This window comes from Colwellia sp. E2M01 (assembly GCF_018860585.1).
GTDB lineage: Bacteria > Pseudomonadota > Gammaproteobacteria > Enterobacterales > Alteromonadaceae > Colwellia.
Window position 1 is genome coordinate 1 of sequence record NZ_JAHKPR010000039.1, and the last position, 23,330, is coordinate 23,330.

Consider the following 23,330-nt stretch of genomic DNA (forward strand, 5'->3'; position numbering starts at 1 on the left):
AAGTGGAACGGGTATATATCTTTTTTGTCACATTGCCCCGCCGCTATAAAAGCTTTAGAATACTCGTGTATTCACTTACCTTGTTAGGCGAAACTTCTTGTTATTAATGATCGACAATTACGACTCCTTTACTTTTAACTTAGTGCACTATTTTCAAGCATTAGGTCAAAAAGTCATGGTTTTTAGAAATAATGAAATTAGCTTAGCTGAAATAGAAAAGTTATCTCCCCAGTATATAGTTATATCTCCAGGTCCTTGCGATCCTAATGCGGCAGGAATATCACTCGCCGTAATTGAAGCGTTTGCTGGTAAAGTACCTTTGCTGGGAGTTTGTTTAGGACATCAATGCATTGCTCAACACTTTGGCGCTACAGTAGAAAAAGCCAAACAGTTAATGCACGGTAAAACCTCAATAATTCGTCATAACCAACAAGGCTTATTCACACAACTAAACTTGCCTTTACAGGTTACTCGTTATCACTCTTTAATTGTCAATAAGCAAACACTACCGACTGAGTTAACGATAACGGCATGGAGTGAAAATGAGCATGGCGAGTTTGATGAAATAATGGCACTTGAACATAAAACACTACCAATAAGTAGCGTACAGTTTCACCCAGAATCAATATTAACTGAACAAGGTCAGTCGTTATTAGCTAACTTTATCAAGCAATTTAAGCACTATCCTTTACCTTAAGAATAGTAAAACCTATTTATTAATAATAAGACGTATATAAAAACAGAAGCTTTTTAGATTAAAGCCATATAGAGTAGTGTTTTATTTTTATATTAGTGAGCCATTTTTGTAAATGCTCAACTCAATGCATTCGATGCGCAATTTATACCCCGGATAAGCAATAAATTTTTTATGAAAATTTTTGAAAACAATCAATCGGTTACTATTACCTATCAACGTGCCATTAGTCTTTCTATAAGCAAAGACTTTGCAGAAAAGCAAAGTGGCAAAATTAAAATGGTAGATCATCAAGGTAGTGAGCAAGAAAACCGTCGTCGTCAGTTATTGTCTGTTGAAGTACAAGCGCAACAAGAAAAAATTATCGCTGAGCATGGCGAAGAGCATTTTAAAAATCAAACCAAACAAAGTTTTTTTAATCGCGTACGCACCAAAATTAATAACGATTTTGATAATAAAGAACACCTTTACCATCACGTATTAGGTATTGAAGATGCCTGTCCCGCGATCATAGATATTTTATCTGCACGTGCAGCATCAGTGAATCAAATAAAAGATCTTGCTGTTTCTTTATCATGGTTAAGTGTTGATTTAATCAGCTTAGTTAACAAGCCTCAATATCGAAAACGTGCCGACGTACAAGTAACTGATGCCAAATTAGCGTTAAGTTATATTGGCTTAGATAACTTAAAACTGGTGATGCCTACTTTTACCTTAAAACATTGGTTACCAACGAGTACTGCCCCATACGGCTTAATGAAAAGAAAACTATGGAATGATAGTTTGTCTATAGCCCTTGCCTCACGTGCATTAGCTAAAGAACACGGACTTGATGAATTTACCGCCTTTACTAATGGTATGTTATCAAACATTGGCCGACTTGCAGTTACCCGCTGTTATTTAAATACTTTTAGCGACATGTATAAAAATGAACTACGTGATGCTTTTGATAATAAAGATAAACGTTTACATAATGTATTATCAAAAATAGAAGCAAATGAAGAGATTTTGCTAGAACAGTTAGTTATGCGTAGTGCGCAACTTTCTGCCGACCTCATCGAGCAAATGAATTTTAAACGACTTAATATAGTAGAGCCTATTTTTGATTTAGCTTACGCTGAAAGTTACGATAAAATGCACCCTATTGCACAACTCGTTGCCAAAGCAAAAGCCTTTGTTGCTTATCGAGCATTAGATAAAGAGTCGCTCATCAACGAAGAAGAAACCAAGCAGTTATTGAGTGCGGTTCACTTAACGAAAAACGAAATAACCTTACTTAAAAAGAGTGATATTGATCATATTAAACTCAACTTCAATTAGTCTATTGAGTCATTCTTTTTAACATCACAGTTCAAAAATCAAAAATTAATGTAATGTTTGCCCGTTCGTGAACATTATTTTTACTATGTATTAAATTTTCATTAAGCTTTACCTGCTTTTGCAGTAAGCTAGTAAAAACCTTACCCACATATAAATTAGGATTAAAAAAATGTCAGACCACTTTTCAATTGAACGCGGCTTATTTGATGACGTGATGGTACCAAACTATTCACCTTCAGCGGTTATACCTGTTCGCGGTCAAGGCTCTCGTGTGTGGGATCAACAAGACTTTGAATACATTGATTTTGCTGGTGGTATTGCGGTTAGCTCATTAGGCCATTGTCACCCGGCATTAGTTACTGCATTAAAAACACAAGGTGAAAAAATTTGGCATGTATCAAATTTATTAACTAATGAGCCTGCACTACGTTTAGCTAAAAAATTAGTTGATCGCACTTTTGCTGAAAAAGTTTACTTTTGTAACTCAGGTGCAGAAGCGAATGAAGCGGCCCTAAAATTAGCGCGTCGTTGGGCGCTTGAAGTACATGGTGAACATAAATCACAAATTATTGCTTTTAAACAAGGCTTTCACGGCCGTACCTTTTTTACCGTAACTGTTGGTGGCCAAGCTGCTTATTCAGATGGTTTTGGCCCAAAACCAGCTAATATTGATCATGCTGAATACAATAACCTAGAAAGCTTAAAAGCATTAATTTCTGACAACACGTGTGCGGTAATGATCGAACCATTACAAGGTGAAGGCGGGGTTGTACCAGCTGATGCCGAGTTTATCAAAGGCGTGCGTGCCTTATGTGACCAACACAATGCCTTATTAATTTTTGATGAAGTGCAAACAGGCTTTGGTCGTTTAGGTGAGTTTTATGCTTACATGGGACTTGGTGTTACGCCTGATATTTTAACCTCAGCTAAAGGCTTAGGTGGTGGTTTCCCTATTGGTGCAATGCTAACTAAGACTAACATTGCAAAGCATTTAACCATTGGCACACACGGTAGTACTTATGGCGGCAACCCATTAGCTTGTGCGGTTGCTGAAGCAGTATTTGATATTATAAGTACAGATGAAGTCTTAGCTGATATTAACAATAAAGCGCAGCTGTTTATTGATGGTTTAAATGCAATCAATGCAAAATATAACCTATTTACTGAAATTCGCGGCAAAGGTTTATTAATTGGTGCAGAATTAAGTGAACAATACCAAGGACAAGCGATTAGCTTTTTAAATGCAGCAATGGCGGAAGGTTTATTAGTACTAGTAGCTGGAGCAAATGTTATACGTTTTGCACCATCACTAGTTATTCCTGATGAAGATATTGCTTTAGGTTTAGAGCGCTTTGAAAGATCCATCGCTAACTTTATTAAGTAATACAAGCAATAATTAACAACTAAAAGCTATGAGTTTTCGTACTTATAGCTTTTTTTATGCTAGTTTTTTGTGTAATAAAGTAACCAGTTAATTAATAAATCTGGTTAGATAAAAAGAAGCAAAATTTTTGCGCACTAAATGCTATACTCAAAAAACCCTTTCATCAATTATCAGCAAAGGTAAATAAAGCAATTATGGTTACAGATACTGACGGTTATATCCACATTATTGAATACCTTACAGAACACTTGAGTTTATTTGAGAACTCTACAGTAGCAGAGCAGTCTAACGAAACAGTAATGTCAGTTATTGAGGTGGAATTAGGCGAACAAATCATTAACGTTTGTAGCCAAAATAAAAACCTAACCTTTAACCAACGTAATGCCATTATTCGAGAAGTTGATGCTATTCTTTATGATCTACAAGAAGTCTTTTCTGGCATAATGGATAATCCTGTTAATGCTGAACAACATGCTTTTATTACTGAGTTTGCCTGTTTAATCAAAAACCTTTTTGATAGCGTAATTAATGCCGATTAGCGAAGCTGCTTAACTGAAACAGATTAGCTGAAGCAGGTTAACGAGCAAAATAGATTAATTAAAGCTAACAAGCTGGCCGTAAATAAAAGATAAGTGTTTTGTAAATGACTCCCAAGAATAAAATTCCGTTGTATGGTTTTAACAACTTAACAAAAAGCTTAAGTTTTTCACTGTATCGCGTCCATTACTTACCCTTAAATAGGGTTACTGAGCAACAGGCAAGTTCGACGTTAAGCAATGATTATAATAATTACATTAATCAAACTTATAGCAGCGAACAACTAGAAGTTTTACTCAACAAAGTTTGTCATGCTATAGGTGGTAATGTGTTAAATGTTGCCAGTCAAAATTACAGCCCACAAGGTGCTAGCGTTACACTGATGATCTCAGAAGAAGCAAAACCCGAATCCTTAATCGCGCATTTAGATAAAAGCCATTTGTGTATCCACACCTATCCCGAAGAAACAACGCAACAAAACATTGCTATTTTTAGAGCTGATATTGAACTATCAACTTGTGGTATAATCTCACCTTTATCGGTATTAGATTACGTTATTGATGCTTTTTCAGCAGATGTTGTTGATATCGATTATCGGGTTCGTGGCATGACTCGAGACAAGCAAGGTAAAAAACATTTCAGTGATCATGATATAGCTAACATCAGTGAATATTTAAATGCAAATACGCATGCAAGTTATCAAATAAAAGACAGTGTGATGGCTTGTCATAATTTATATCATTGCAAGTTAAGTCGGAAAAATATCGACTTAAACCATCATATTTTTTCTGAGCAAAACTTGCTATTTTCAACTACAGAAAAAAAACAGATAAGCACTAAAATAATGACTGAATTAGCAGAATTATCTGCTGGAAAATAAATTGATCTAGTGCAAAAAATTTCTTCTCATTGAAAGTAAATCAATAAGCTAGAATTAATCATCTAATAAATGAACTTTTCATTTATTAGATGATTTAAATGATATTTTCACTAAAAACATCTTACTTTTTATACAATTTGCACTTTGTTTTATCTACGCTATGACTAGTGCTTGCTTAAATCTTTAATGCTGTTTATCCTTTCTTTATCCCCTCAGACGTTCTTTTTAAAAGGTGTTAAAAAACATGAGTAAACGCATCCCTATCGTGGTCGCTAACTGGAAGTTAAACGGCGGAATTGATCTACTTTGTGCTTCAGTTGCCGCTTTTATTGGTAAACATTTCTCAACTAAAATTGCGATATGCCCTCCTTATATTTATATGAGAGATATGCTCAATTTTTTACAACACTCTGAAATTATTGTTGGTAGCCAAAATGTCAGTAAATTTGGCTCTGGTGCCTACACAGGTGAAACTTCTGCACAAATGCTTAAAGATGTCGGCGCAGGCCTATGTTTGATTGGTCATTCTGAACGTCGCCAAATGTTTAATGAAAATGACGGTAGCTGTCAAATTAAAGTTAACCGTGCCTTAGCCAGTGGTTTAATGCCTATTTTATGTATTGGTGAAAATGCCCAACAACGTGAAGCAGGTATTACTAATGATGTGTTATTCAGACAAATGCATGACGGTTTAGCCGATACTGATATTACCGACAAAGAGATTTGTGTGGCTTATGAGCCAGTATGGGCAATTGGTACAGGACAAGCAGCTTCACCAGAAGATGCACAAGCTGTGCATGCTTTTATCCGCCAAGAGCTGTGTGTTATTTACGGTGCTGAGCGCGCTGAGAAAATTCATATACTATACGGCGGTAGCGTTAATAAAAGTAACGCTCGCGAATTAATGAGCCAAGACGATATTGATGGTTTACTAGTAGGTGGCGCTAGTTTGGATCCTAATCACTTTATTGAAATTTGTAAGCAAGCAGAAATATTAGCTGAAGAGATTGAAGCTTAATGGATTTATGATCGCGCGTTATTAGCGACTTTAGCTTACTCTAAAACAAAAAAGCGCAGGTAACTGAAGTTATCTGCGCTTTTTTAGATTTAAATCAAGTTTTAAGCTGATGAATACAAGATTAAAGTGAGTTTTAATCTAAATCAGTATCATCAGGATCACCTTCATCATCATCTTCTGACTCAACCTTGCTTCGACCAAACAAAGTGTGAAAGTGTTTAGGGGTTAATGTTTTATTTTGATATTTTACCCAAGCTTTTTCTATTGGGGTAACTGGCTCAAGTTGGTTTACACAAACCTCAACAAATTGCATTTCCTCATCGGTCATCGGTGCTCTTGATTGCTCTGCAAGGGCTTTTAAAGCAACACCGTATTGTTCCATTATTTTCGATTCACTAAGGCTGAAATCACCAGATTTCGCTAGGCCTCTAGGGTAGTTTTTATCGTCATAAAACATTCGGTCTGTACTGAAACTGGTAGGTAATTCTTTTAGATTAGTCATCCGTCGGACTCAAAAATTTAAAAAAAAGATTCTAAAAATATTTTTAGCTCAAAGCAATATACTTGGCAAATTTTTTTAGCGTTTTTCTATGATTTTTTGGTCTAACACTCTAACCATTTAATCTAACTAATTAATACCAAGTCCATTAAACTCTTGAGCACCTAGATTGGCTAAAATAGTTAAATATTGCATTCCTTGCAATCACACTAGCCAGCTAGGCCACAAATTTATCGGAATAACTATGATTCAAGTTCGCGCCGCGATTAAATCCGTTTTAAATTGAATAAGTTTTAACCCTGAAAGGTCAACAGACACTAATTTGGCGAAAAAAAAGTGAATACATTGCTGCATTCACTTTTTATTATGAGCTTATAAACACTAAGGTATTAATTAAAAGCTAACTCGGTAAAAAGTCTATTGACCATATAGTGGTAACCGTTCCAACTTGCTCGGCGGTAAACTCAATGGCACGTAATATAATAACAAGTTGACGCTCTAGTGCAGGGTTATTTAATTCGCTTGATTTAATCGTTACTTTACTCACCTTACCTGATGGTAATATTTCAATTTCAAATAACACCTTACCTTTTAAGAACGGATCTTTACGAAGTGCTCGGTTATAACGTGAATAAAGTCGAGACTTATTCGCCTCAAGAGTGCGCCTTAATACTAGCTCAGAACGTTGCCCTGATTTTTTCGCGGCAATAGATTCTGCTTCAGCAGTATCGGTACTTGCTAACACCTCTTCTGCAGATAAACGTACTTGCTGCGTATCGCGTGTACTTAACTCATCACTGGCCACTGTTTGCGTGGTATTAGCTGCAGCAAGTTGAGTACTTTGTGTATCCGCGGCACTTGCCAATAACTTACGCTGTACTTTAGTTTCAGTAGCACTGCTTTTATTAAGTTTAGTTGTTGTTGCTGGCTGTACTTCAAACGCATCTCGCATCGCAAAAAGCTCATCTTTCATGGCTGCTAGCCCTGATGTTTGCGCTTTTTGTTTTGCTTCTTGTCGCTTGGTTTTAGGTGGCTCAGGTTTTTTCTCAGGCTCGTCTTTTACTTCCTCTGGTTTTTCTTCTTTCGGTATTTCTTTTGGCTTTTCAGGCACAGGTAACTTTTTCTCTTGGAGCATTATTTTAGCTAACTGTACTGGCACTTTTTCTTTTATTTCACGCGGCACTTCAGCTTGCTCAATCAGTGGTACTATTACCGCTATTACCAAATAAAGACCAATAAGGATCTGTAAAATTCGAGTGAATTTTTTATCTTGTTCAGTATCTTGAAATATATTGATATCAGCACTTTTGCTTAGTAAAGCATTAGAAGCTAAATTGTTTTTTGTCATCTTTAGCCTCCATTAATTTTACTTTTAGCGACCTGTTCAACAGCTAAAGAGATATTACGATAATCACTGTCAGCGCAAGCCGCCATAATTTGCTTTAATACCTGATAAGGTACTGTTGCATCACCAATAATAGTAACCGCTCTACCGTTCTCTGTTTCATTATCTGTTAACACTGGGCGCTTCGTTGCAAGATAGGCTAATTCAGTATTTATCGCTTTGATCAGTCCTTCGTCAATCACCGTATTTAACTCGGTTAATGAACTTTTTTGCTGCCAAATAACCCGATCTTGAATCATGATGCTTTTCGGCAATACCGTAATTAAGGTATTTTCCGCAGGCAATTCTTCGGCAATTGAAATAGGTAAATTCAATTCTTTAGTATTTTGTAATACGCGAACTTCTGATTGATTAACAATCAGAAAAAACACCAAAATAGTGAAAATATCCATTAACGATACGAGGTTCAATTTAGAGCCAGAGCTAAAGCGTTTATGATGTTTTGCTAAGCGTTTTGCTTTAAAAGACTGCCTCATGGCTTAGCTCCTGCGTTATTTTCTACATTTCCACCAGCTTCAGGAGCGTCACCTAACGATATTTGAGGGAAAAGCTCTGCATCAACTAAATTAGCAGCAACAACCGCTTTAAATGAGCGCACTGTGTCCATAGTAGTAACAATAGTTTGATAATCAATTGACGGTGTTAATAGCAATACAATATCTCTTTTGTCTTGAGTTGCAGCATCGCCTTGTTGAAACGTTAATTTTAAATCTTGCAGATAAGTAGAAAGGTTAGCAAATTGATAGCCTTTTTCGGTTTTATCAAAGCGTTTTAATAACACGCCAGCAGGGTAATTTAATTCAAACGCAGTTTCGCTTATCACTAACTCCAAGACTTTCGGTTCGTTATCAGGATCGCTACTAGCTTGCGATCCCACTGGTAGCTGTAAATTTAAAATACGCACCTGAGAAAAGACCAAGCTTAAGAGTAATACGGGCACTAGCACTATCATCAAGTTCATAAATGAGGTGATGTCGAGCTCTGCCTCTTCGGATTTTATCCGACGACGACGTCTCATTTTCTTAGCCTCGGTTTTCGTCTGACGACTGACCAAAAGAAAGTGAATTTAATAATTTGATACCAGCCATTTCTAATGAGTCGGCAATAGCGGCAGTTTTTCCCATTAAGCTAGTATGGATTAATATTAATGGGATAGCGGTGATCAAACCAAAAGCTGTGGTGTTCATTGCTACTGAAATACTTGAAGATAACAAGTTAGCTTTCTCGGCAGGGTCAGCATTGGCAACCGCTGAGAAGGCGGCGATTAAGCCCATAATTGTACCAAGCAAACCCAACAAGGTGGCAATGTTCGCTAATACCGCCAAAAATGGTGTACGCTTTTCAAGACGCAACATATATTCCATCATGGTTTCTTCCATGGCGTATTCCACATCTTCTCGGCGTTTTACTGAAGACAAACGGGCAATACCAGATTGCAATACATCTAATACCGGTGCTGAATTTGATTTTGCGTACTTACTTATCGTTTGTAAATCACCTGTTTTAAGGGAGTCTTTTAATAAAGCAAAAGCTTTACGATTAGTTCTTAATGCTGAACTAAGGTATATCCAACGCTCTAGGCTAATTGCTAGACCTATTACTAGCACTAGCGCGATAGGGTAAATAAATGTTCCACCCGTTTGTAAAAAAGTGATGATGCTGTCGATGATACCCATGTCGTTTTCCTTTTATATTTCTTATATTGAGTTACTGTATTTTTATAGTTACTATAATTTAAAATTATTTAAGCTTAGTGCTTGGTTTACTTTCTTATGTATATTTTAGTGTTTCTCTTTAACGTCAGTTTATACCTAATCCTTATTTAAGGGCCTCTGATTTTAGCGCCGCTTGTTTATCAGCAAAAGCCTGCACCTGCAATTTAAATGCTTTAGGGTGAATAGGTGAGAATTGTGGCAACTTAATAGTGCGCTCTTTACCTTTCACTTCAATAATCTGTTCAACCCCTTGCCATGGCATAATATAAATGACATTTGGTTGCTCTTGTGAGCCTTTGACTTGGCTTTGAATAATAACGGGTGTTACTTCTTCAGCGCTTATTTTTGCTGAAAAAGCTATTTGAGACAGTAATACAAGCGCCGTCAACCATAATAACCTAGGTTGAAAAAGCTTTTTGAAAGTGTACCTAAAGCGGTTATTCATTAGCTTTCTCCGCGGCTTTATTTAGTGATGAATCATTCGCTTGTTGATCATTTACTGCCGAATTATTTACTGATTGAGTATTTATTTCAACTACTTGCTCAGGTTCAACGGGTTCAATAGCGACTTCATCAACTAACACTGGCTCTTCAACTACTGGAACTTCAAGTCCTGCACGGGTTATTTTTATCTCTAAACCTGCTTGCCAACGTTTTACTTCTTCATCATCGCTATTTAACAATAGATACGACGTGTAATAACCATGCGCTTCAATTAAGCGACCACGATATAACTCTAATAAAATAGCCATACTCAGTTGCGCATCGCTAAAATCAGGCCAAATATCCAGAGCGGCTAAGTAACTCTGTTCAGCTTCAACAAATTTCCCTTGCTCACGATAAATTTGTCCTTGTAAATGATGGGCGTGTAAATTGAGCTTATTAATACCAATAGCAGTGTTAAGCAATGTCTGCGCGGCGGCTAAATCGCCCTGCTGCTGGGCAATAATTGCTTTATTAACATAACTGCCTGATAAATTTGGCTGGTTAAATATTACTGTATCGAATAAAGCATTCGCCTGTTGCCACTTTTTATTCTTCATTAACGCTAACGCTTGCTCATAATCGGCACGTACGTTATCGGCAACCTGTATCGGTTGTAACGCTTGTTGCTGTAAGTATTTATTTACCGATGGTTCTTGTTTTTTTTGTATTAATGACTTTTTATTGTCGGCACCATCAATACTAACTATTACATTTTCTGTTTCTGCAGTAGCTGTTGTCGTATCTTTAGGGTTAGTTTTATCATCACCAAGCTTTGTCGTGGAAGATTCAACATTATCATCAACTGATGGCTTTGAAGCACAGCCATTAACTAAAAACATTACGCTGAGAACGATAACAGCTGTATTAGTAAATTGCTTGAATAGCGTCACTTGCTCGCTCCTTTTTATTATATTGCGCAGGATTTAATTCTGCTAATGCACTAAAGCTTTGGTCAACCCAAGTATCGTAAACATCTTGCCAAGCACGTTGCGCATTATTGGTGTGTATTTCAATAGCTTTATCTTCAAACGGAATAGCAATGTCTTCTAATAAAAATTGATACTCTTCAAGGGCAAGTTCATCTAAATCATCTGGTCGCTCAGAGCTCATAATATCTTTTGCCAATTGACCATACATAGTCGCTAAATTGTATGAGGCTTGTGGCACAAACTCAGCTAATTGATACGATAATACCTTTTGATAATAACTCACCGCTGCAGTAAGTGCTGCTTGTTTACGCTTTAAGCTTTTAGGTAACGGTAACGTTAGTTTGGTCCAGGTAAAGGTTTGTTGATGTGCTTTACCTAAACCTAATGCGGCAAAAGAGGCTAAATATTCGGCGCGATCGGTAATATTACTTGGAGAGTTTCTTAATTCACTATCATGCGACGAGACAATTTTTCTATACCAGAAATACTGCTTGTTTGACTCTTTTTTCTGCAGGTAAAAATCACTTAACTTTAATCGCACTTCTTGCGCGATAACAAATGGCTTAGGGTACTTATGAGCGTAGGTTCGATAAGCACTAAGAGCTTGGTCGGTGTCACCTGCTTTTTGATAATATTCAGCGGCGGTGTATTGCGCTTCACGTTTTAACTCATCTGAAAAACTTGCCGATTCAGGGCCGTTAATCATAGCTAATAATTGTCCAGCCGCTAATGCCCATTGCTCGGTGTTTTCATAAGCTTTTGCCAGTTTAGCTGGAATTGATTTACTGTATTCGTGTTTTGGATAACGCACTTTAAAAGCAGACAATACCGCAATTCCTTGCTGCCATTGTTGCTGCGCTAACAAAATATTACCGGCATCAAACTCTGCATTTAATCGATAACTCGATTCAGGTACAACTTTGCCTACGCGCAAGTAATGTTGCACCGCCATCAAAGGTTGCTCTTTTACCAAACCTTGTGCTTGAAAATAAATACATGATGCTAACAACTCGCGCATTTCTTGACGTTTTTTAGTTTGTGCTTTGCTTGACGCTGCCGTTGACTTTGCTGCTGGCACATACGCTAAAGCTAATTGATATGCCGATTCAGCTTGCTGGTAATCTTTTTGTTGATACCAACTGTTCGCTAGTAATTGACTAGCAATTTGTACTTGTTTCAAAGCGAGTGGTTTCAATTTGTCTGCTGTAATGGGAACAAAAAGAGGCGCTGCCGATATTGAGTTTAAGCTAGATTTCTTACTCGACTGTTCATTCTGCGATTCACTAAGTTCCCCGCTTGGCGCGGCAATCACTAAATGACGCTGTAAAATAAAATCACTGTAATAATTAACCGCTGCGTAATCTTTACCATGATAAGCATACTGCGCAGCTTGTGTCGCTATGGTGAGTACACGACTGTCTTTCGGGTAGTTTTGCACAAACAATTGGTCTAGCTGATTACGAGTTAACAATAATGTTTTTTGTTTATCGGTTAAGCCCACAGTATTAAATGAGTCTGTTGTTTTAACTGCTGCGGCTTTTAACATAGCTCGAGCCGTTAACGTTGTCGCATAAGCCGCTTCTAAGCGTAATTGATAAGCAAGTTCACTATCCGCTTGATTTACCTCGGCATTATTCGTGGTATGAGTTTTCGTTGAGTTTCCTGTTGAACTTTCGGCTAAAGCTTCCGCAGAATTCATAGCTAAGCTTGGTACTGCCCCTAGTGCCAATTTATCCGTCAGCGACACATTAATTATTTTATTATAAGCAATTAACTCATAGGCGTTTAACGCTGCTTTATACTGATGCGCTTCAAAATTAGCATCGGCAAAAAGTAACTCATCCGCTAACAAGCTTTTACTCAACTTAGGTTTGTTCTTTTGGTAATCGGCTTGTGGCAAATTAGCTAACTCTAAATAGATAGCTAAAGCCGAGCTTGTATCAGCAAAAGCTTTACGTCGTTGTTCACCTGCTTTTAGACTTTGTGCATTCGCGTATAAACGACGACTATGTTGATAACTAAAGCGTATTAAATTAGGTAATATTTCGGTATTAATTTCGTACGCAGTAAGGCGTTCAACATTTTGAGCTGTATGCGCTATTTGCCAAAACTGACTGTTAATACCAAACTGTTGTACATAGCTTTGTTTTAACGCTCTACTTGCGCTGTATTTACCTTGTTGCTCAAGTAAGTCGAGTAAAACTAATGAATAACGTGCAGCCCAAATAGTATTAGGCTCCATTTTTATATAGGCTTGATAAGTTAATTCTGCATCATATTTAAGTTCATTACTGACTAAGAAATCAGCCAAGTTTTTAAATAATATATGACGATAAAGCGATAAATGTTGTAATGATTTTTGCTTTACGGTTAACGCCACCAAGGTTTCAGATTGTTGTTGCTGACTTAGGGAAATACTTAATACCCTTTGTATGTCTGTAACTAAGCTTGCATAACGCGGATCAAGTTGAGAAAAGCTGAAATCCTGTTGGCTATTTTTGTATTCCTTTCCTACCCAACTATCTACAAGGTAATCAAGCAACGCGATAAATTCAACATCAGCAGCTTCTAAACGATTCAATTTAAACAATGTCCAAGCTGACATATAGCGACTGTTTACGTAATAGGCTTCATTGTTGTTTGCAGAGCTAACCGCTTCATAAGCCGATAAGGCAGCGGGATAGGCTTGAAAACTATAATAAATATCACCACGTCTAAAGTTTAATTCAGCGCTATATTGGCTGTTAGGATATTGCGCCAGCAGAGCTTCCATTTGCGCTAGGCTTTCTTTCGCTTTACCTTGAAGATCAAGCGCTTTGGCCAGTTGATATTGCATTAGCTCATTATCACTGCGCTCAGGAAAACGGCTAAGTAAATCTTGATAAGACAACACTAAAGCAGCTAACGCTTCATCGGATTGTTGTAAGCCTTGCGCATCGGTTAACTCTTGATCGCCCATCAACTCATACGCCTGCGTATTCATTTGCACCAAACGGTATTCTATTTGCGCCCGTACTTCTTGATCTGGCTCTAAGGTAATAATGGTTTGATATAACTCGGCTAACTTGGTCGCGCGTTGTGACTTACTTAAACTAATACTGTCAATTTCAATATCAGCTTGTTCATTGGCCAAATCAGCTAAAGTTTTACGTGTTGAGTTATCGTCGTTCGTTGTACTTTGACAGGCGAGTAATACCATTGAGAGCAAAGCAACAGTCATTGTTTTAAAGTATGACGAAAGACTCTTATTTACCAAGCATTTAGTTAATGACCCGTTACTTAGCAAAACCTTACGTAGCAACACCTTAGTTAGCAACACTTTACTTAAGAACAAACCACATACAGCAAGCTTAATCGTTAATAATTTGAATGCAATTAACATTAATAAGCCTCCGTTGTAGGTTGATTACTTGTTGGCGCCAAGGTCATTTCCATACGTTTATCAACCTGAGCCATGCGCTCTAAAACTTTTGCCATACCTTGGCGAGTAGTTAAAACGTGATCGGCCAAAATTACCTTTTGATCGGCAATATAAGCATTTACTTTTTGTCTTATTTTAGCGCTGATGTTGGCGCGTAACTGCGCTAGTTTTGACAGCAGTGAGTTAAGCTGTACTTCACTTTTCTTATGTTTTTGTATACTCAATTCAATAGCGTCTTGGTTATTTGACAGTTTATCTATACTTTTTTGCTGTGCAGTAACATCAGCAATAGCTTTGTTAAGTTGTTGTAATTGCTTACTGTGCGACCAAGCGCGCTGTGGGTATTGCTGCGCTAATTGCCATGTTAAAGCACCTTCAACTCTTGCTAAACGCTCTTTATATTCTTCAGTATTTCGTTGGTCACCAATAGCATTAAGGGCATTATGGCTATTTTCAATTCTTACCAACCAGTCTCTTTCATCATCATTAGCAAAAGCGGTTATTTCTTCATCTGCTAATTGTTTATTAAGCAAAGCCGCAAGACGGTCACGTTCATTGAGTAATAAAGTAAAAGTACCTTGTTCATCACGCAGCTTTTTACTGACAACAATCTTTACTTTACGTGTTTGATTAAGCACTATAATTTCGGCTAACCAAGCAGTTTTATCGGTTAATAATTCTAGCCTTGCGGTTTGTTCATCTATATCAGTTAAGCCTTGATATAAACTAGCGAGATCAACGTCAAGCAAGGCTTGTTGTAACCATACCGACTGAGGTAAGTATTGTGTCGAGTTGCCTTCGCCTGCAACGACTTCATCTGCCATTGAAAAAGTCAGTAAGTTATCGCTTTGATTAAATGCTAAAGCAAAATCGTTAAGATCTTTTTGACGTTGTAAGAAAAAGCTTTCTATCGTTTGATAGGCACTAACACCTTGAGCAAGTGATTGTTGCTCGCTTACTTGTTGCGCCATTAACTCCGCTGACTGCCAACCTAACGGCGAATATGGGTAGTTCTTATATAATAAATTTAATAAGTTAAAGGCAATATTGTATTGTTCAACTTGTTGACTCGCAAAAGCAAAGAGGAAAAGTGCTGATTCTTTATAAGGGCTTTCACTAGGAAATGTTTTTAATTCAATAAAGGCTAAATCATATTGCTGTTGGCTGATATATATTTGCGCAAGTAGTAAGCGTGCATAATCCTGAATAGCTTGGCCTTGTAATTTGGCTATTTTATGCTGTTCTTCTGATGAAGTTATCTTGCCATCATCAATAAATAAGGTTTTCCAAAAATTTGACTCTTCATCATGCCACGGCGTAATTTTTATTTTTTGTAAGGCAGCAATGGCTACATCATATTGTGCTGTATCTGCTTGTGCTAATTCAATTAAGCGCAAGGCGTTATTCAACTGAATATAAGGCGAGCTTTCATCTACACTGTCTTCAGGTTTCGCTAATAAGTTGTGATTTTGTTGCGGCCAATAAGCCAGTTGATTGAGTACCAGATATTCAGGGTAATATAGCGCTGAAATTGAAGTGATTCTTGCTAAGGTATCTTTTGCTTGAGTAATATCACCTTGCGCTAAATATTGATTAGTTAATGATAATAGAGCAATTAAGCGTAATTCATTGGCTTTTACCGCGCGTTTTTGATGTTTTTCTATATATTCATCATTATCATCTGTAAGGTTCGCTTGCTCTGCGGCTACTCTTTCTTTTTCTAATAAGCTATCAAAATTAATTAAGGTTTGTTTTGCTGGTTGCAATAAACCTGCAGACAATTGTAAGCCAGCTTCAAATAATGCAGAGCGGCTATCTAAGTCGGTTAATTTAGCTTTACTTTGTTCTACTTGCGCTAAAGCTTTTGCGGGATTATTTTGAAAATAATAAAAAAGCGCTTGTCGATAATACTTATCTTGTAGATCGGTTTTAACTAACTTGCTTGTTTCAACCTCACTTAAGTCACTTTGCCCATAAGCAAGCATTACTTGGCTAGAAAACGTCAGTAATAACAATGTAAAACATTTCTTCGCTAAGTTAGTAAAGTGGATATTAAATCTCATGAGCAATTATAAAACCCACTCTTCAACAACAACTTGGCTTCGGTAACTATTGGTATTATCTACCACTTTAAGTTCGATCATTAAGGCTTCATCATCTTTTTCAAAATCATAACTAGCAGCTCTTTTTACGGTACGGCCTTCTGGATCAAGCCCGGTAAATATAGCGGTTAACTGATACTCACCCATTTTCAAATTACCTAAATAAAGCTTTTGAATGCCACCTTGCTCTAAGGCTTTTCGTTGACGCTCGGTGTATAAAAATCCAGCCACTTCTTTATCATTAATTTTAACTTCAACACTGTCGATGGCAAAAAATTTACCTGTGTCTACCGAAACAAAAACAGCTAGCTGAGTACTCGCCGGAAACAATAAGTCTTCTTCTAAAATAAAAAGCTCTCGATTAAGTTTCAACACTTGTGACTTTAGCTGTTCAAGCTCTAATGCTAATTCGGTATTTGATTTATTTTCGCTACTGCTCATTGCCGACTCTTCAGCAATACTTGAAAAGCTGATAGCTAACAATAGCGCGCTAATTAGAGCCGTGAAGTTTTTTACACCATTAATTTTTTTCATGTTGCTTAAGTACCTAAAAATGAAGAGCTAAAAATACAAACTATATAAAACGCGAATAACATTAGCTGAAAAGCCATATAGCGGCTCATTACCTATGCCACCTTCTGCGGTAGGATCTCTAAAGTTTTCATAATCGAATATAAGATGATCCCATTGAAAGGAAGCTTCCGAACGTAAATCACCAAATGAATATTGTTGTGGTACCAAATAAGTTACGCTGAAGCCTACGGTAGTATCATTAAATGTACTTAACTCTTTATCTCGGGCTAAATAGTTTTGCGCGTCGCGATAAGGAAATAAGTCACTATAAAAATTGGCTTGTGTCTGTTGGTAATATCTCGCATTAAATTCAAGCTCGAACGTGTCACCTATGGGGTGTCTATAAGCAAGTTCTACATCTGAAGCATCAATGCCCCAACTGTCACTGAAATAGCGATAATTAGCAAATAGTGCGGCTCGATAAGATAAGAAATAGCTAGCTGATATTTTTGTGGCAAAGGAATTACGGGTATTAGGGTACACCTCACTTTGATAACCAACACCTGATGGTTGGCTATTATCAACATAACGTACCGTGCGATATGGGTTATTTAGATACCCTTCATCAGCGATAGCAGCAAGGTTTATAGTCATCGTTAAATTACGAGTTAATATTTGACTTAACGCAAAATTTAATGTGTATTGTTTACTTTCTTCAGCAAAAAAGTCATCGCCATTTCGGCTAATTTCATTCGCGCCATAGGCTAAGCCCATACTGATATTGGTTAAATCACCAAAAGTATCTTGCGAGATATTTAGGCTAATTGAATTGCCAAGATAATCATCTTCGTCACTGCGTCTAAAGTTTACATCGATAATAGTTTTTTCATGTAAGTATTCAAAAGCTAACTGTACTTCTTTACGCTCTTCTTCATACGGGCTAGCGGTACTCATAACATCAACTGACGCTGATGAAATACTATCAACATAATAATAGGCTTGTACGGCGATATTTTCCCTGGCTTTTTTGCGTAATAAAATTGCCGGCCCGTCTATATCCATACCACCACCGTTATAGCTGTGATATAACACATCGACACGATCATCTTGTAAGACGGCGGCATGAATCTGTTGACTTACCATGCCGATAACAACTGCAAAAATAAATAATAAAAGTAAGCGCATATTAATTACAACCACAACCACCGCCACCAGTACCTTCTGCACCTCGTGCTGATTCTCTTGCTTCATAAACATGAGAAACATGTTTGTCGGCAACAGGATGACGACTTGTACTCATAATAGGATCGGCTAAATTTTGTCGTTCATAAGGTTTTACCCAAGGCTCAATGCCCAAACTTGAACAGCCAGACAAACTAAGTAAAAAAATAGTCGCAAAAACGCTAATCAAGAGCTGCTTTGTAGATGCTTTATGGCAAGTGAACACGGCTTATTCTCGGATTAATTTTTTAATGGCTTTAGCATATTTTTTTTCATAGCCGGGTTTGTAACCTCGATAGATATATCTAACTAGGCCATCTCTATCAATAATAACTGTGGTTGGCATGGCTTCAACATCATACACATCAGAAATTGAATTACTGCTATCAAATAATATTGGAAAGCTTAAATCTAGACCTTTTAAAAAGTCACGTCCGGCTTGGTTTTCTTGTTCAACATTAACCCCCCAAACCGACACACCAAGATCTTGGTATTTTGTATAAAAATCTTGTAAAACAGGCATTTCTACTCGACAAGGACCACACCATGATGCCCAAAAGTTAAGTACGATTATTTTGCCACGCTGTTCGGTTAATTTAAGATTTTCACCGCTTAAACTTTTAAGGGTGAAGTCTGGCGCAGGTTTACTCATTTCCAATGCATTTACGTTGCTCGCAATAAAAATAATACTTGCTAGTAAGCCATTTAAAATAAGTGTTTTTGTTTTAAAAAGTGTCATCATTAAATTTATCCTTTGAATATTTAAACGCTAATACCGTATTGTTTGTGCATAAGTTATACATAATTTTGTTGCCGTAATTTATACGTAAGCAATTAAAAATAAAAAGCAAAACCTGTAGTGAAGTTTAAGTTATGAGTTGTTTTATTCTCGCCAGCAATATCAGTATCAAAAATATAATCACTCATACCAATATCCCAAGCTATCCAATCAGTGAGAAAGAGTCGCTGGTTGACGCCAACGTTTACCGTGAATTTGTCATCTCCGGCAAACTGCGTTGTACCAGCCCCTAATTCGATAGAAAAAGCACTATTAAGCGCAAAGTCACGTCCTAGAAAAACTTCACCAGGCATTAAGTTGTAGCCAATATTTAAACCATAGTAGCTTAACTCACGCTGCTCATCGGTAAGTAATGGTGATGCATTAACCAAGTTTTCAAAGCTAGTTGTTCCTGCCTCAGACTGTCCATAACGTGCTTTAGCATAAAAAAACTCGCTAATATGATAAGTAAAGTGAGCACTTACCCACGCGTTAGAGCCGAAGTCTTCGATAGACATAATGCCAACTTGTACACCAATCTCAAAATTTTCGTCATCAAGAATATCTTCAAGTACATCGCGCTTTTCAACATCGACATCAACACTGCTGTTATCATTCGCATATATTGGCGTAATAGCACTTATACTTAGTATTAAACTCAAAGACGTTGCTAAAAGAATACGCTGAAACCTAGTTTCCATATTTGGATCTCTTCATTGTCATCTCTATCCGTTAGTGCTAACGAATACTTATATTCAGCGCGTATTATAAAATTACGCGCTAAATGATATTTCAAACCAAAAGCGGCACTCATCAAGGTATTTTGACGTTTTTCACTATCCGCTAATACACTATGTGGGTTGGTTTTAATAATGCCACCGCCAATACCAACATAAGGAGAAATTAATAGCTCTGGTAAAGGTTGGCTTATTAACATAGCCTCATAAATATCACTATTAGAAATAGCTCCTAACGCTTTCCCCGCAGATAACTCTCCACTAAATACAGAGCTAAAGAAATAAGCTAATTGCACGCTGTAATAGTGAGCTTCGTCAAAATTACCGTACATAAAACCTGCTTCAAAATCGCGGCCTTGAAAATCATTCCATGAGATTTCAGCGCTGGTAAGGTGTTCATTTTGTAGTGTCGTTAAACCGAGTAATTCATCTTGATGTAACCAGCCAACATTACCACGTTTATCCGTCACTTTTAGCCAACTTGTGCGTTTAACATCAACAGTTAAATGCTCACCCTGCTCGACAACATGAATAACAGGATAACCAATACCGGGACCTGAATGTAACTCGACATAAGCGACTTTAATAATTAGTGTACTAGCCAGATCTTGTTCAGAGTTTTGCTCAGCGCGACTTTGCTCGTTCTCATTAGCTGACAAACTAGCGCAAAATAATAACATCGTCATGAGTAACATAATTCGACTGTTTAAAAATAGTTGTCGACTAGCTAAAGAGATTAATGAGTAATGTACTCTAAATAAATCAGTAAAAGACAAACCAGTAAAAGATAAAGCAGTAAAAGTTAAGCGTTTCATTAATCGTTTAATCCTGGCTATAAAATGGGGTGTTATAATATTGCGCCCCAATATCTAACCATTCGCTTAATAATTTTAATTCATGAACTGTTAACATGTTTTCATGTCGGCCTGTTTGAAATAACTCGAAAAAACGGCTACTTTGCCTCGCTCCATTGGTCGATAATATTGACGGAATCGTAATATTAGTCAACACCGGAATAGGATTACCTTCAGCATCTAAAATAAGTTCACCTTCTTGATCAACTTCATAAACAATATTGCCGTTATCATCAAGTACTTCAATTAACTTATCAACCACTATTCCTTCAATGACTTCTTGTTCGGCATCATTAAAGAGTAATTCACGATAAGAAGTCAGATGAGCAGTTTGATCCGTTGAAACGCTGTCATTCAAATCAAGTTGTCCTGCAGGCACTTGAGATATATTGTCTATATCAACAGGACTATGGCAATTAGTACAGGTATTATCAGTAACTAATTCTGCTGTATCTTCATCAAAAACTTGACGACTTAATAGCCACAACGGTTGAATGTGATCTATATAATTAATTTGTAAACGACAATAAGCATTCCAACTAGTGAAACATATAGCACCTTCAGGAGCTGTGGTTGATAACGCTTGATAACTATAATTAACCTCAGGGTTTGGCGTAGAAATATCAGGGTTGGTCCATTTATCAATATAAGTTATATCCGCAGTAAGCTCTGCTAAGCCATTAACCATTTCATCCGCTTGCGCCATTGTTTGCCCAAGCTGCGGAATAATATTTTCTGATGCATTGGTGTATGCTGAGCCGCCAATAGCTGCACCACTATTAATACTTGCGGCTTGCGCTTCAATTCGGCCATGCGGTAATTCACTTTGCTGGGTATGGCAGCCATGACACTCTAAGGTTTCGCCAGCTTTAACGCTGATCCATTGTCTGTGTCTGCCACCAATACGTTGACCATTGCCGTCTAAAACACTTATCGCTAACGGTACATTAGCAGGAATTTTTACTTTTACGGAGCCATCTGGTTGAATTGGCGTGTAACCTACAATTTCTCGCATAAGTTGATTACGACTACGGCCATAATCAGTATTTGGAATTCTTTTTACTTCTTGTGGCGGCAACGGTGCACCACGTACAATACGCAAAAATCTTGCGGGTAAATCTTCCGCTTTGGTTAAACTAGGATCACTTAACGCGGTTATACCTTGCGGGTTACTGTTACTGATTGTAGAGTCGCTACCGTCCATATCATACACACTACGAATATGAATAGCGGCCGCTTGCTCATTCGCTAACTCAGCAATAAGGCCATTACCCACAGATTTATCAGCAATAAAAGCCGGTGTGTTTGCTGTTGCCTGCATTACCACAGCTTCACTAATCATATTGCCTTCTGCTGTTTGAGCAACAATCTGTTGAGTATGAGTATTACCGTTATAAAGCCATAATTCGTACCAAGGAGTAGCTAGTTCAACATCTTCTTGTGCTAATGCTTCTGTCGATAATTGACCGCAAGATTTAATAACTTCTTCATCGCTATCTTCAGTAATAGTTACACGGCATAAATCCCAACTTAATAAATAACGGTTGCTGTTATCAGGCATTGGAAATAAATGACTTAAACGGCCTGCGGTATTAATTTGATCGGAAAAACTGAAGTTATAAAAGTCATCTACAAATAAGTCAGTTTGTGCACTTGAAGTAGCAGCAGTTACACTATCATTTGTATACACCTGTTGGTTATCAATAAATTGATCAATATTTATTAGCACAGGTCGCTTTTGATAACGGTCACCTTCTTCTGATGCTAATAATAGCAAGATATCACCATTAGGCATTTGTTGTGGTTTAACAAATTCAATGTCTTGTTCTTCATCATCTAAAGTAATAGTGTGTGAATGCCAGCCATAAACTAATTGATTATCAGTGCCATCAGGATTCATCCGATATAAATTAATTTTATTAATACCGCCCATGGTATCCCAGCGACTATAAAGAATACGTCCATCTTGTAACACTAACGGATAAATATCATTGCTCATATTAAAACTGATTTGTTTAATATCGCTACCATCTGCCTGCATTACATGAAGATTAAAAGCGGCATTATCTCCAGATTCGTTTGTTGCCGTGTATTGTGGCTTGCCTTCATCTAATAATATTGCTCTTGATAAACGCTGTCTTGTAGAAGCAAAAATAATACGACCGTCGGGTAAAAATGACGCCATTAAGTCATCGCCCTGCTCCGCTATAATTTCATTACTTATAACCGGCTGAAAACTTTTGTCACTTTGTAGGTAACGCCAAATATTCCATTTAGGTTGTTCATCGTCATCGGCACCATCAATTTCAGGCGCACGTATAGAAACTAAAAATGATTGGCCATCAGCCGAAACACTTAAATCACGAATATCAATAGGTTGAGATTGATTTACCGCCTCACTTTCTATAACGGTATCTGTTTCAACTTCCGTAGAAGAAAAAAGATTATGGGTTAATGACGTCGTTGGCGAGTTCGCGAACGCATTATTTTTTATAATGAGCTCAGCACCAGCATTAAACTCGGCAGGATTACGTGCAGAAAAAGAAACAGGAGTAAACTCTTCTTCACCGAGACGATTAAGAGTGCGCTCAATATAAACCACCGGATATTCAACAAGTACCGGATCTGTTTGGCCATTTTCTTGTATTGTTTGATCGTTGCAGCCTGTAATCAATAAAGCTACAAGTGCAAATCCGCTACACCATAGCTTCGGATTCATGCCATATACCTAAAATAATAAACTAGAGCCTTTAAAAATCTAAAGGCTTTAAAAAGTGAGATGGAATTTGAGATTAATATACCCATTAAATTAACGCCTGTAATAGCCGTTAAAAGAA

22 protein-coding genes are annotated in these 23,330 nt (G+C 37.3%); 6 read left to right on the forward strand and 16 right to left on the reverse strand.

The features are described 5' to 3' along the window. Nucleotides 1–97: 97 nt before the first annotated feature. The 6 genes from KO502_RS08680 to tpiA all read left to right on the forward strand — a co-directional run bounded on the left by KO502_RS08680 (nt 98) and on the right by tpiA (nt 5,833). Nucleotides 98–697: an aminodeoxychorismate/anthranilate synthase component II gene (locus tag KO502_RS08680; RefSeq protein ID WP_216022193.1), complete on the forward strand. Its 600-nt coding sequence runs from the start codon at nt 98–100 to the stop codon at nt 695–697. A gap of 171 nt (nt 698–868) precedes the next feature. Next, nucleotides 869–2,014 carry an HDOD domain-containing protein gene (locus KO502_RS08685; protein ID WP_216022194.1) on the forward strand — a complete coding sequence of 382 codons (1,146 nt, stop codon included), beginning with the start codon at nt 869–871 and terminating at the stop codon, nt 2,012–2,014. Nucleotides 2,015–2,183: 169 nt separating this feature from the next. Continuing rightward, complete coding sequence (locus tag KO502_RS08690) at nt 2,184–3,398, forward strand: aspartate aminotransferase family protein (protein WP_216022195.1); 1,215 nt, start codon at nt 2,184–2,186, stop codon at nt 3,396–3,398. A gap of 194 nt (nt 3,399–3,592) precedes the next feature. After that, nucleotides 3,593–3,937 (forward strand): DUF3802 family protein, encoded by a 345-nt coding sequence (locus KO502_RS08695; RefSeq protein WP_216022196.1) that lies wholly within the window; start codon nt 3,593–3,595, stop codon nt 3,935–3,937. Between the two features lie 104 nt (nt 3,938–4,041). Next, nucleotides 4,042–4,815, forward strand: a complete 774-nt coding sequence (locus KO502_RS08700) for an S-adenosylmethionine decarboxylase (RefSeq protein WP_216022197.1) — start codon at nt 4,042–4,044, stop codon at nt 4,813–4,815. A 244-nt stretch (nt 4,816–5,059) separates the two neighbouring features. Next, nucleotides 5,060–5,833, forward strand: a complete 774-nt coding sequence (gene tpiA, locus KO502_RS08705; RefSeq protein WP_216022198.1) for a triose-phosphate isomerase — start codon at nt 5,060–5,062, stop codon at nt 5,831–5,833. Nucleotides 5,834–5,966: 133 nt separating this feature from the next. On the opposite strand, the gene KO502_RS08710 is transcribed toward tpiA, so the two are convergent. The 16 genes from KO502_RS08710 to KO502_RS08785 all read right to left on the reverse strand — a co-directional run bounded on the left by KO502_RS08710 (nt 5,967) and on the right by KO502_RS08785 (nt 23,212). Continuing rightward, nucleotides 5,967–6,335 (reverse strand): DUF413 domain-containing protein, encoded by a 369-nt coding sequence (locus KO502_RS08710; protein WP_216022199.1) that lies wholly within the window; start codon nt 6,333–6,335, stop codon nt 5,967–5,969. Nucleotides 6,336–6,732: 397 nt separating this feature from the next. Then, nucleotides 6,733–7,680, reverse strand: a complete 948-nt coding sequence (locus tag KO502_RS08715) for an AgmX/PglI C-terminal domain-containing protein (protein ID WP_216022200.1) — start codon at nt 7,678–7,680, stop codon at nt 6,733–6,735. Between the two features lie 2 nt (nt 7,681–7,682). Continuing rightward, nucleotides 7,683–8,213 (reverse strand): biopolymer transporter ExbD, encoded by a 531-nt coding sequence (locus tag KO502_RS08720; RefSeq protein WP_216022201.1) that lies wholly within the window; start codon nt 8,211–8,213, stop codon nt 7,683–7,685. Next, nucleotides 8,210–8,755 (reverse strand): biopolymer transporter ExbD, encoded by a 546-nt coding sequence (locus tag KO502_RS08725; protein ID WP_216022202.1) that lies wholly within the window; start codon nt 8,753–8,755, stop codon nt 8,210–8,212. The genes KO502_RS08720 and KO502_RS08725 overlap by 4 nt, the downstream gene beginning before the upstream one ends. Before the next feature lie 4 nt (nt 8,756–8,759). Then, nucleotides 8,760–9,413: a MotA/TolQ/ExbB proton channel family protein gene (locus tag KO502_RS08730; RefSeq protein ID WP_216022203.1), complete on the reverse strand. Its 654-nt coding sequence runs from the start codon at nt 9,411–9,413 to the stop codon at nt 8,760–8,762. 142 nt (nt 9,414–9,555) lie between these two features. Then, nucleotides 9,556–9,897, reverse strand: a complete 342-nt coding sequence (locus KO502_RS08735; RefSeq protein ID WP_216022204.1) for a hypothetical protein — start codon at nt 9,895–9,897, stop codon at nt 9,556–9,558. Continuing rightward, nucleotides 9,890–10,828 carry a tetratricopeptide repeat protein gene (locus KO502_RS17325; protein ID WP_216022205.1) on the reverse strand — a complete coding sequence of 313 codons (939 nt, stop codon included), beginning with the start codon at nt 10,826–10,828 and terminating at the stop codon, nt 9,890–9,892. The genes KO502_RS08735 and KO502_RS17325 overlap by 8 nt, the downstream gene beginning before the upstream one ends. After that, on the reverse strand, nt 10,803–14,249 hold the full coding sequence (locus tag KO502_RS08745) for a hypothetical protein (RefSeq protein WP_216022206.1): 3,447 nt from the start codon (nt 14,247–14,249) through the stop codon (nt 10,803–10,805). Before KO502_RS08745 ends, KO502_RS17325 begins: the two co-directional genes overlap by 26 nt. After that, nucleotides 14,249–16,351, reverse strand: coding sequence for a hypothetical protein (locus tag KO502_RS08750; RefSeq protein ID WP_216022207.1), 2,103 nt, complete (start codon nt 16,349–16,351; stop codon nt 14,249–14,251). The genes KO502_RS08745 and KO502_RS08750 overlap by 1 nt, the downstream gene beginning before the upstream one ends. A gap of 6 nt (nt 16,352–16,357) precedes the next feature. After that, complete coding sequence (locus tag KO502_RS08755; protein WP_216022208.1) at nt 16,358–16,924, reverse strand: AraC family transcriptional regulator; 567 nt, start codon at nt 16,922–16,924, stop codon at nt 16,358–16,360. A gap of 27 nt (nt 16,925–16,951) precedes the next feature. Next, on the reverse strand, nt 16,952–18,088 hold the full coding sequence (locus tag KO502_RS08760) for a DUF3570 domain-containing protein (RefSeq protein ID WP_252730666.1): 1,137 nt from the start codon (nt 18,086–18,088) through the stop codon (nt 16,952–16,954). Nucleotide 18,089: 1 nt separating this feature from the next. Beyond that, on the reverse strand, nt 18,090–18,314 hold the full coding sequence (locus KO502_RS08765; RefSeq protein WP_252730668.1) for a DUF4266 domain-containing protein: 225 nt from the start codon (nt 18,312–18,314) through the stop codon (nt 18,090–18,092). Between the two features lie 39 nt (nt 18,315–18,353). Further along, on the reverse strand, nt 18,354–18,866 hold the full coding sequence (locus tag KO502_RS08770; protein WP_252730670.1) for a TlpA disulfide reductase family protein: 513 nt from the start codon (nt 18,864–18,866) through the stop codon (nt 18,354–18,356). A 92-nt stretch (nt 18,867–18,958) separates the two neighbouring features. Continuing rightward, the gene (locus KO502_RS08775; protein WP_216022211.1) at nt 18,959–19,603 is read right to left on the reverse strand and encodes an outer membrane beta-barrel domain-containing protein; all 645 of its coding nucleotides are present in this window, start codon (nt 19,601–19,603) and stop codon (nt 18,959–18,961) included. Next, the gene (locus KO502_RS08780; RefSeq protein ID WP_216022212.1) at nt 19,573–20,454 is read right to left on the reverse strand and encodes an SH3 domain-containing protein; all 882 of its coding nucleotides are present in this window, start codon (nt 20,452–20,454) and stop codon (nt 19,573–19,575) included. The genes KO502_RS08775 and KO502_RS08780 overlap by 31 nt, the downstream gene beginning before the upstream one ends. 7 nt (nt 20,455–20,461) lie before the next feature. Further along, entirely contained in the window at nt 20,462–23,212 is a 2,751-nt protein-coding gene (locus KO502_RS08785) for a hypothetical protein (protein ID WP_216022213.1), read from the reverse strand. Nucleotides 23,213–23,330: the final 118 nt, after the last annotated feature.